Below are 10,713 nucleotides of genomic sequence, written 5' to 3' on the forward strand. Positions count from 1 at the left end.
ACAGCACCATGCCCGACAACAGAATAAAAAAAATCCTGATCCTCGGCGGCGGCACCGCCGGCTGGATGACCGCCGCCGCCCTGTCGCAGGTGTTGCGCAACCGCTACTGTGAAATCCAGCTGGTGGAGTCCGAGCAGATAGGCACCGTGGGGGTGGGCGAGGCCACCATCCCGCAGATACTGCTGTTCAACAAACTATTGGCGCTGGACGAGGACGAGTTCGTGCGTCGCACCCGCGCCACCTTCAAGCTGGGCATAGAATTCGTGGACTGGTTGCGCCCCGGCAGTGCCTATATCCACGCCTTCGGCGACGTGGGCCGGGATATGGAGGGTATCCACTTCCACCACTACTGGCTGAAGATGCGCGCCCTTCGCAGGGCGCGGGACCTGTCCGAGTACACCCTCGGCGCCCGCGCCGCCTACCGCGGCAAATTCATGCGCTCCATCGACGCCGGCAACTCGCCCCTTTCCAATATCGCCTACGCCTTCCAGTTCGATGCCGGCCTCTACGCGCGCTTCCTGCGCGACTACGCCGAGCAGCGCGGCGTGCGCCGCAGCGAGGGAAAAGTGCTGGGCAGCGAGCTGGACGAAAAGGGTTTTATCAAGGAAGTCGTGCTGGAAAACGGCGCGCGCCTCGGCGCCGACCTGTTTATCGACTGCTCCGGCTTCCGCGGCCTGCTGATCGAGCAGGCGCTGCACACCGGTTTCGAGGACTGGACCCACTGGCTGCCCTGCGACCGCGCCCTGGCCGTCCCCTGCGAGTCCCCCGGCGAGCCTTCCCCCTCTTCATACCCGCCCGCGATACCTCCCTATACCCGCGCCACCGCGCGCCGCGCCGGCTGGCAGTGGCGCATACCGCTGCAGCAACGGCTCGGCAACGGCCACGTCTACAGCAGCGCCCATATGGACGACGGCGAGGCCGTGGATATTCTGATGGGCAACCTGGACGGCCGGCCCCTGGCGGAGCCGAAGCTGCTGAAATTCACCACCGGCAAGCGCAAGAAATTCTGGAACAGGAACTGCGTGGCCATCGGCCTCGCCGGCGGCTTTATGGAACCGCTGGAATCCACCAGCATCCACCTGGTGCAGTCCGCCATAGCGCGGCTGCTCAGCCATTTCCCGGACCGGGATTTCGCCCCCGCGGACATGGATTCTTTCAACCGCCGCTCCCATTTCGAGTACGACCGCATCCGCGATTTCCTGATACTCCACTACCACGCCAACAAGCGCGACGACTCCGATTTCTGGCGCCACTGCCGCGAGATGGAAATCCCCGCAACCCTCGCGCAGAAGATCGAACAGTTCCGCCAGAGCGGGCGCATAGTCCGCGACGCCGACGAACTGTTCAACGAACTGAGCTGGCTCGAGGTGATGGCGGGGCAGGGCATAGAGCCGCTCGGCTACCACCCGCTGGTGGACGTAATGCCGGAGGCGGAAATCCACCGCCGCCTGGAAGAGATCCGCGGCGTGGTCGCCCGATCCGTGGACTATATGCCCAGCCATGCGGAATTTATCCGCACCCGCTGCGCCGCCCCTGCCTAATGGCTTGATCCCCTTTTCGCTCTGCTGCCCTGTAGGAGCGGTCCACGGCCGCGATCGGATTCCCCGCTTCCCCCTGACCTACATGGCGAACACAAGTTCTAGGTTAAGGCTCCTGAATGACAGTCGGGCTGGAATAGTACCGATATCATATTTATCTCCATCCGTCGCCCAATTCGACTCTGCTTTACCCTCGCTGTCTTGACAGGGACATTCAATGGCATCAGGATCGAAAATGGTAGCGTTACCATTTTCCGGGACGGCGTGGAGAAGATTTCGGCCGGTGTGATTTGCAGTGCGCTACCCAAAAAACAACATCCAATAATAAATGCCGGGCAGCTCCGGCCGGCGGTTCGCGGAAGGGCACCGGCTCAGGAGACGATGATGAAAGAAATCACAACAAGAACCACTGGCGGAACCGGGGCTCCCGGCAGGCTGCTTGTCGCGGCGCTGCTCTGGGTTGCCGCCATTTGCATGGCCGCGGCCCATGCCCAGACCCTGACCTCGAACCAGACGGGTACCCACGACGGCTACTTCTATACCTTCTGGACCGATGCCCCCGGAACCGTCTCCATGACACTGGGATCGGGAGGCAACTACAGTTCCTCCTGGAGCAATACCGGCAACTGGGTCGGCGGCAAGGGCTGGAATCCGGGCGGGCGCAGAACCGTAACCTACTCGGGCACCTTCAATCCCTCCGGCAACGGCTACCTGGCCCTGTACGGCTGGACGAGAAATCCGCTGGTTGAATATTACGTTGTCGAGAACTGGGGCACTTACCGGCCCGGCCAGAGCGGCACCTATTACGGTACCGTGACCACCGATGGCGGTACCTACGACATCTACCGCACCCAGCGCGTCAACCAGCCCTCCATCGAGGGCAACGCGACCTTCTACCAGTACTGGAGCGTCCGCCAGCAGAAGAGAACCGGCGGCACCATCACCACGGGCAACCACTTCGACGCCTGGGCCAGCCACGGCCTGAACCTCGGCAGCCACGATTACATGGTCCTCGCCACCGAGGGCTACCAGAGCAGCGGCAACTCCAATATCACGGTGGGCAGTGGCTCTTCCAGCGGCGGTTCCTCCGGCGGTGGTTCTTCCAGCGGTGGCTCCTCCGGAGGCGGTGACCAGCACACCATACAGGTGCGCGCCCGCGGCACGGCCGGCGGCGAGACCATCCGCCTGCGGGTGGACTGGAACAATATCGTGGGCAGTTGGACCCTGCAGAACTACTGGCAGACCTTCACGGTCCAGACCAGCGCCAGTGGCGGTGTCACCGTTGAGCACTACGGCGACCAGGGCGGCGGCTGGGATGCACAGATCGATTTTGTGGAGATCGACGGCGACCGGCGCTATGGGGCGGACCAGAGCTACAACACCGCCGCCTGGGGGAATGGTGAGTGTGGCGGTGGCTCCCATACGTCCTATATGCACTGCGACGGGGTGATCGGTTTCGGCAATACGCCGTGAGTTGGAACTCGGAAAAGAATACCAGAGTCCAATGCTAAGGCCCTGATACCGGGGGGCAATTGGGAAATGTTTGCCGATGAGGCTTTTTCCCAATTGGCCCCCGGTAGCAGGGCCGCCCAGGACTCTTCTTATTGGTAGTAGGGGGGGAGCGCTTACCTTCCGCGGTAAAAGCCCGGGAGCGGTTCGTCTGCCCCCTTTAATAAATAACTATAACGATAATTTTCTCTCGCACCGCATCACATTCTTCTCAACAACAATAGGAGGGAGAAGTCATGCGGTATCAAAAAATGTGGTTCGGTCTGTTAACCCTGATGTTATCCGCCGGAGCAATGGGCCACGGCCTGATGTCCGAGCCGGCAGCGCGCAACTGGTTTTGCGGCGCGATCACCAAACCCGATACGGCGGAGCCGGGCAGCGCCTGCGCCGAGGCCTTTGCCGACGATTTCAATGGCGGCTACCAGTTTATGAGCGTGCTGACCCACGATGTGGGCCGCAAGGGCGTGACTCCGCTGCCGACCAATGTGTGCGGCTTCGACAGCGAGACCTGGAGCGGCGGCGCCACCCCCTGGGACAAATCCATCGACTGGCCCACCCACTCCATCAGCTCCGGCCCCCTGACCATCACCTGGAATATTTCCTGGGGCCCGCACTTCGACGACACCGAGGAATTCGTCTACTACATCACCAAGCCCGACTTCCAGTACCAGGTGGGCCAGCCCCTCACCTGGGACGACTTTGAAAGTGAACCCTTCTGCAACCTGACCGGCTACGACGACACCAACCCGGGCGCGACCCCGAATATCACCCCGGACAAGGACAACAGCCTCTTCCACACCCAGTGCGTGGTTCCGGAGCGCAGCGGCCGCCATGTCATCTACGGCGAGTGGGGCCGCAACCAGTGGACCTACGAGCGCTTCCACGGCTGTATCGACGTGGCCTTCGATGGCGGAACCGGCCCGGATCCGGTGGTTGCCGATATCACCGCGACCCCGGACAGCAGCGTGTTTACCGGCGCTGGGGAGATAGCGCTCAGCGCGGCCAATTCCCAGGGCGACAACCTCAGCTATGCCTGGAGCCTGGAGGCCGCCGACAGCGCGCTCTACAGCCTGAGCAGCACCAGTGCGGTCGATACGGTATTGAGCCTGGCCGATCCCGAGTCGGAAGGTGAGGTCACTGTCCGCCTGCAGGTGAGCGACGGCTCCACCAGCAGCACCGACGCCTTCACCTTCACCCACACCCCGGCGGGCGGCGCCAGCTGGGCGGACCTGGGTGCGCTGACCGGTAGCGCCCGGATACTGGACACCGGCGACCAGGTACAGCTGCGCCTGGTGACCACAGGCGGCTCCGATGTCTACCTGCCGTCCACTCCGTTTGTGGTCGACAACGGCGCTGCCTCCGCCTGGACCTACGAATTCGCCCAGGCGGTGAACGCCGAAAACACCGACGTGCACGTGGGCGTGCTGAACGGCGGCAATGTCGAGCCGGTCCAGAGCGCCACCGACAATCGGGTCTACGCCCAGGCGCCCGCCGCCTACTCCAGCGCCTTCCTGCAGATCGAGGAAAATTCCAACGGTGGCGATGGCCTGGAATGCAGCGTCGGAGTGGTGGACGACTGGGGTGCGGGTTTCGTGTTGAACAACTACACGGTGACCAATAACGGCAGCGCGCCGGTCAGCGGCTGGACGATACAGCTCCAGTTCCAGAATCCGGTGGAGATCACCAACCCCTGGAATATCGAGTTGGAAAACAGCAGCGGCAGCACCCTTGTGGGTAGCAACGTGGACCACAACAGCACACTGCAGCCGGGCCAGAGCGTGAGCTTCGGTATGCAGGGCGCACCGGGCAACGTGGGCACGCCGACCTGTTCCGCGGACTAAAAGCGGATTCGCAACTGCTCACCCTTGTAGGAGCCTGCCTGCAGGCGAACAAGAACGGAGCTCCGTAGCCATTCGCCGGGCACATCCCTGTGCCCGGCCCTTCGGGCAGCTTCGCTGCGTCAAATCGCTCCAGGCGATGATCGCCTGCAAGCAGGCTCCTACAGAGGGACTCCCCGTAAATCGATGCGGGTTTCCCGTGGGCGAGTAGTTACATAACAACAAAACAACAAAAAACGGGAGTATCCATGTCACAGACAGCTTCACTGAGCGCAGTCCCGGACGGGGAAATCGCGGACAACCCCCGCCTCGCCCGCCTGGGCCTGGGGGAAAAAGCCGGCTTCGCCATCGGCGATTTCGGCTTCAACCTCTACTGGACCAGCATCGCCTCCTTTCTCGCTGTTTTCTACACGGATGTCTTCGGCCTGCCCGCCGCCGTCGCCGGCACCATGCTGCTGGTGACCAAAATCATCGACGCGCTCACCGATCCGGTGGTTGGCGCCCTGGCGGATCGCACCCGCAGCCGCTGGGGAAAGTTCCGCCCCTGGCTGTTGCTGGGCGCCCTGCCGATGGCCGCCGCCGGTGTGCTGACCTTCACCACCCCGGACCTCGATGACAGCGGCAAGATCGTCTACGCCTATCTCACCTACAGCGCCATGATGCTGGCCTACTCGGTGTTGAGCACCCCCTATTCCTCCCTGTCCGGGGTGATGACCGCGCACCCGCAGGAGCGCAACACCCTGATCAGTTTCCGTTTTATCGCCGCCTTCGCGGGCATGACCTTCGTCAACAAATACACACTGTCGCTGGTGGAATGGCTGGGGCGGGGCGACCAGCAACTGGGCTGGCAGCTGACCATGGCGCTCTACGGTGCCGCCGCCTGTGCGATATTCACCATCACCTTTTTCTCCACCCGGGAGCGCATAGCGCCACCGCCGACACAGAAGACGCGCGTGCGGGACGACCTGCGGGATCTGCTGCACAACCGCCCCTGGCTGATCCTGATCGGGCTGGCGATGGTGATCATGCTCACCATTACCCTGCGCGGCGGCTCCTCCTATTACTATTTCAAATACTACGTGGAGCGGCCGGAACTGATCTCCGATTACCTGGCGGTGCAGGCGTTGGCGCTGGCCGCCGGCGCGGCGCTGACGCCGCTGCTGACCCGCTATGTGGACAAGACGCGATTGCTGGTGATCTTGATGGCGATTGTGGGCACTTTATCGATGGCCTTTTATTTCGTGCCGAAAGATGCCATCGGGCTGATGTTTACCCTGAATACACTGATCAGCCTGGCCCTGGGACCGAAATCACCTCTGGCCTGGTCCATGTACGCCGACAGCGCCGACTACAACGAGTGGCGCACCGGCCGGCGCGCCACCGCCATGACTTTTTCTGCCGCCACCTGCGCGCAGAAACTGGGCGGCGCCCTGGGCTCGGCGCTGATGCTATGGATACTGGCGGCGGTCGGCTATGTGGCCAACGAGGCGCAGGCGCACGCCTCGCAGACCGGCATCGCCCTGCTGCAGACAGTGCTGCCCGGCGTCTTCGCCTTGCTGGCCGCGCTGCTGGTGAGTTTCTATCCCCTGAATAACGCCAGGCTGGAAAAAATCCAGGCCCAGATCCGGGAGAGGGAAGGCGCACGAAGCGGAGCCGAATTCACACCGTAGGAGCCTGCTTGCAGGCGAATTGTGGAGCGGCAAGGCGGCGCCTTTGTTCGCCTGCAAGCAGGCTCCAGCGCAAAAATCCAGCACAGACCCGAATAGCCATTTTTAGAGGTATCCATGCAAATTATCACCAGCAGCGAGGACGGCAGCCGCTGCAGGCTGCACAGCCCCACCGCCATGCCCGCCGCCGGCGCCTTCCTGTGGAACCGGCGCATGATGATCCAGGCCAGCTGTCGCGGCTTTGCGGTGGCGCGGTTTATGCAACCGGAACCGGCCAGTTACGCCCGCGGACCCAACATCGAAGCCACCACCTTCATGCAGCCGGAACAGCCGTATTACGCCCATCACCCCGGCCGCTTCCTGTATATCAAGGACGAGCTGAGCGGAGCGCTCTTCTCCGCGCCCCACGAGCCGGTGCGCGCGGTCCCCGACAGCTTCTGTTTCACCGCCGCGCCGGAAGAAATCAACTGGGAGGTGCAGAAGCACGGCCTGCGCGCGGCCATGCGGCTCACCCTGCCGGTGGATGACGCAGTCGAGCTGTGGCAGTGCGAAATCGCCAACGAATCCGCAGAGCTGCGGCAAGTCTCCGTCTATCCCTATTTCCCCGTCGGCTATATGAGCTGGATGAACCAGTCCGCCGAATACCGGGCCGACCTGGGCGGCATCGTCTGCTCCAGCGTGACCCCCTACCAGAAGGTGGAGGACTATTTTAAAAACCGCGATTTCAAGGACAAGACCTTCTTCCTGCACGAAACCGCACCGGATGCCTGGGAAGCCTGCCAGCAGGTTTTCGAGGGCGAGGGCGGCCTGCACAATCCGGATGCGATCCGGGAGTCACTGCTCGGCTGCGGCGACGCGCGCTACCAGGTACCGGCGGCGGTGCTGCAATACCGCCTGCAGCTGCAGCCGGGCGAACGCCACACCCTGCGCTTCCTGTTCGGCCCCGCGCGCGACGAGGGGGAAATGCTCGCGCTGCGCAAGCGGTACCTGTCCGCCGGCGGTTTCGCCGCGGCCGCGGAGGACTACCGGCGCTACCTGGAGCCGGCGCGCGGCTGCCTCCAGATCGATACGCCGGACAGGGCGCTGGATGATTTCGTCAACCACTGGCTGCCGCGCCAGGTTTTCTACCACGGCGACGTGAACCGCCTGACCACCGACCCGCAGACCCGCAACTACCTGCAGGACCAGTTGGGCATGGCCTACATCCGCCCGCACGCCGCGCGCGCGGCGTTTTTGCACGCGTTGGGCCAGCAGGAACCGGACGGCGCCATGCCGGACGGCATACTGCTCGATGCGAATGCGGAACTGAAATACATCAACCAGGTGCCGCACACGGACCACTGCGTATGGCTGCCGGTATCCCTCGATGCCTACCTGGACGAGACCGGCGACCATACCCTGCTCGACGAAGCCGTGCCCGGGCAGGGCGGTCGCAGTGTCTTCGAGTGCGTCTGCCGGGCCCTGGATCACCTGGCGGCGGCGCGGGACGAGCGGGGCCTCAGCTATATCGGTCAGGGCGACTGGTGCGACCCGATGAATATGGCCGGCTATCGGGGGAAGGGGGTCTCCGGCTGGCTGTCCCTGGCCGCGGCCTACGCCCTGAAACTCTGGGCCGGAATCTGTGCGCAGCGGAATCAGGGCGCGCTCGCGAAGCAATATCTCTCCACGGCGGAGGCAATCAACCGCGCGGTAAACCGCCACCTGTGGGACGGCGACTGGTTCGCGCGGGGCATTACCGACGACGGTGTCGCCTTCGGCGTGCGTGAAGACCGCGAGGGGCGCATCTACCTCAACCCGCAGAGCTGGGCACTGCTCTCCGGCGCCGCGGACAGCGGGCAGCGCGCACGCATACTGCACGCCGTGGAAGCGCAACTGGAAACCCCCTTCGGCCCCATGATGCTCGCGCCCGCCTACACCACCATGCGCGAGGACGTGGGCCGGCTCACCCAGAAACACCCGGGCAGCGCGGAAAACGGTTCCGTGTACAATCACGCGGCGGTCTTTTATATCTACAGCCTCTACGAAACCGGTGAAGGGGATAGCGCCCGCGGCGAGGGAGAGAAAGCCTGGCAGCTGCTGCGGAAAATGATCCCCGGCCCCGATCCACAGGACCTGTTGCGGCGCGGCCAGCTGCCGGTATTCGTACCCAACTACTACCGCGGCGCCTGGCACCAGTACCCCGAGCACGCGGGCCGTTCCAGCCAACTCTTCAATACCGGAACCGCCGCCTGGCTGTACCGCTGCGTGCTGGAGCAGCTGTTCGGATTGAAAGGGGAGCCGGCGGGCCTGCGCATAGCCCCGCAGTTGCCATCGCACTGGCAGCGGGCGCGGGTGGAACGCCGCTTCCGCGGCGCCGTCTTCGAGGTGACATTTATCCGCGCGGAGGACACAGTAGATCTGCAGGTGGAGCTGGACGGGGAGCCCCTGTCCGAACCTCTGGTCAGCCCGGTGGAGGCCGGGCGCAGCTACCGGCTGCGTATACTATTGCCCGCTGTCGCCCCCTCACCCGTAGGGTGCGCCGCGCGCACGGCGCACCCCTGCGAGACTGAATTGACGCCGTTATAGTTTTTATCGCCGGGTATTTTTGTAGGAGCGGCCCATGGCCGCGATCGATCCCCCCGGCTAACCCGCACTCCGATCACGGCCACGAACCGCTCCTACAATCCCCGCGAGCCCCGAGAGTGAATGGTTATCAGAAGAGGAAGAAAATGATGTGGAATAAAACTGCGACGCTGCTCGCCGGACTGCTCTTGCTTGCAAAGGGGGCCACCGCGGCCAGCCCAGTGATTGCCGAAGGGGCGCAACTCACCCTGGTATCGGACAAATTTGCCTTCACCGAAGGCCCCGCCGCGGACAGCGAGGGCAATGTATTCTTCACCGACCAACCGAACAACAAAATCTGGAAGTACGGCGTCGACGGAAAACTCACCCTGTTTATGGATAACGCCGGCCGCGCCAACGGCCTCTATTTCGCCGCCGACGGCAGGCTGCTCGCATGCGCCGACGACAAGGGACAGTTATGGAGCATCGGCCCGGATGGGGATGTCAGCGTACTGCTGGACAACTTCGACGGACGGCGCCTGAACGGCCCCAATGATCTCTGGGTCGACCCCAAAGGCGGCATCTACTTTACCGATCCCTTCTACCTGCGCGACTACTGGGACAGGAGCGAAAAGGAGATAGAAGCCGAGGCCGTCTACTATCTCCCGCCGGGCCGCAAGCAGCCCGTCCGCGTCGCCGGGGATCTGGTGAAACCCAACGGCATTATCGGCAGCGCCGACGGCAGGAAACTCTATGTGGCCGATATAGGTGCGGACAAAACCTACGTCTACTCGGTGGCGGAAGACGGCCGCCTGTCCGGCAAAAAGCTGTTCGCGGAAATGGGCTCCGATGGCATGACCCTGGATGCGGAGGGCAACCTGTATCTGACCGGCAAGGGCGTTACCGTGTTCGACAGCGAGGGCCGGCAGGTAGAACATATCCAAGTGCCCGGGGACTGGACTGCCAATGTCACCTTCAGCGGTGAACAGCGCAGGGCACTGTTTATCACCGCCGGCACTTCCGTCTACACCCTGGAAATGCGAGTTGCCGGTCTTTAGCGGCAGGCTGCGATTTCGAGGCTCGGTAAAAACCCGGCGTTCCTGCGCCCCTTAAAATATCGTCATTCCGGCGCAGGCCGGAATCTAGGGGGCTCTGGGCTCCGAGTGAGCCTTCCCCGCCTGCCCGGCACTTCTTCAACCTGCTTATGACCTCCACCCCACTCGACGCAGCCATGCCTGATACTCGCGCTCGAAGCGTTCCGGGTCATCGGGCCCTGGAGACGGCTTCTCCCGAGCAAGCCTTGTGCTGAGAGGCTCCAGGCCGACTTTACTCCGGCGTTCTTCCACCTGCTCCGGATCCTCGAGCAGGTATGGACGTACCGTGCCCTCACTGTCGGTTTCGAGCTGGGTTCCGTAGATCTGCGGTTTACCCTCGAACATCCTTATCCGGTCTTCGAGCATTGCCGCTTGCCATAGCGGAGCCTCACCAGACTGCGCCGCGCCCTGAAGCGGTAGTGTTCAGAATTCTGTGTCATTTCTTTACCATACGCAAAAAAGAGATGACTCATGACCAAACCTACGTTCGATATGGATGCCGCTGTCAAGGCGCTGCGTGAGGGCA

At 63.1% G+C, this 10,713-nt stretch carries 7 protein-coding genes; 6 read left to right on the plus strand and 1 reads right to left on the minus strand.

The window, feature by feature from the left end; translation table 11 throughout:
- Nucleotides 1-8: 8 nt before the first annotated feature.
- From AC6R19_RS10060 to AC6R19_RS10085, 6 genes are all read left to right on the plus strand, one after another.
- Complete coding sequence (locus tag AC6R19_RS10060; RefSeq protein WP_500579687.1) at nt 9-1,541, plus strand: tryptophan halogenase family protein; 1,533 nt, start codon at nt 9-11, stop codon at nt 1,539-1,541.
- Nucleotides 1,542-1,922: 381 nt separating this feature from the next.
- Nucleotides 1,923-3,011, plus strand: a complete 1,089-nt coding sequence (locus tag AC6R19_RS10065) for a glycoside hydrolase family 11 protein (RefSeq protein WP_500579688.1) — start codon at nt 1,923-1,925, stop codon at nt 3,009-3,011.
- A gap of 272 nt (nt 3,012-3,283) precedes the next feature.
- Entirely contained in the window at nt 3,284-4,888 is a 1,605-nt protein-coding gene (locus AC6R19_RS10070) for a lytic polysaccharide monooxygenase (RefSeq protein ID WP_500579689.1), read from the plus strand.
- Nucleotides 4,889-5,133: 245 nt separating this feature from the next.
- Nucleotides 5,134-6,555: an MFS transporter gene (locus AC6R19_RS10075; RefSeq protein ID WP_500579690.1), complete on the plus strand. Its 1,422-nt coding sequence runs from the start codon at nt 5,134-5,136 to the stop codon at nt 6,553-6,555.
- A gap of 114 nt (nt 6,556-6,669) precedes the next feature.
- Entirely contained in the window at nt 6,670-9,117 is a 2,448-nt protein-coding gene (locus AC6R19_RS10080) for a GH36-type glycosyl hydrolase domain-containing protein (protein ID WP_500579691.1), read from the plus strand.
- A gap of 143 nt (nt 9,118-9,260) precedes the next feature.
- Nucleotides 9,261-10,151, plus strand: coding sequence for an SMP-30/gluconolactonase/LRE family protein (locus AC6R19_RS10085; RefSeq protein WP_500579692.1), 891 nt, complete (start codon nt 9,261-9,263; stop codon nt 10,149-10,151).
- A gap of 144 nt (nt 10,152-10,295) precedes the next feature.
- Here AC6R19_RS10085 and AC6R19_RS10090 read toward each other — a convergent pair whose 3' ends face one another.
- Nucleotides 10,296-10,553 (minus strand): DUF6624 domain-containing protein, encoded by a 258-nt coding sequence (locus AC6R19_RS10090; protein WP_500579693.1) that lies wholly within the window; start codon nt 10,551-10,553, stop codon nt 10,296-10,298.
- Nucleotides 10,554-10,713: the final 160 nt, after the last annotated feature.

Source organism: Microbulbifer sp. SE14 (genome assembly GCF_059834885.1).

Bases quoted from the DNA above. Each gene is read 5' to 3' on its own strand.
- AC6R19_RS10075 (WP_500579690.1), top strand. From the start codon at position 5,134: ATGTCACAGACAGCTTCACTGAGCGCAGTCCCGGACGGGGAAATCGCG.
- AC6R19_RS10085 (WP_500579692.1), top strand. From the start codon at position 9,261: ATGATGTGGAATAAAACTGCGACGCTGCTCGCCGGACTGCTCTTGCTT.
- AC6R19_RS10065 (WP_500579688.1), top strand. From the start codon at position 1,923: ATGAAAGAAATCACAACAAGAACCACTGGCGGAACCGGGGCTCCCGGC.
- AC6R19_RS10060 (WP_500579687.1), top strand. From the start codon at position 9: ATGCCCGACAACAGAATAAAAAAAATCCTGATCCTCGGCGGCGGCACC.
- AC6R19_RS10070 (WP_500579689.1), top strand. From the start codon at position 3,284: ATGCGGTATCAAAAAATGTGGTTCGGTCTGTTAACCCTGATGTTATCC.
- AC6R19_RS10090 (WP_500579693.1), bottom strand. From the start codon at position 10,553: ATGCTCGAAGACCGGATAAGGATGTTCGAGGGTAAACCGCAGATCTAC.
- AC6R19_RS10080 (WP_500579691.1), top strand. From the start codon at position 6,670: ATGCAAATTATCACCAGCAGCGAGGACGGCAGCCGCTGCAGGCTGCAC.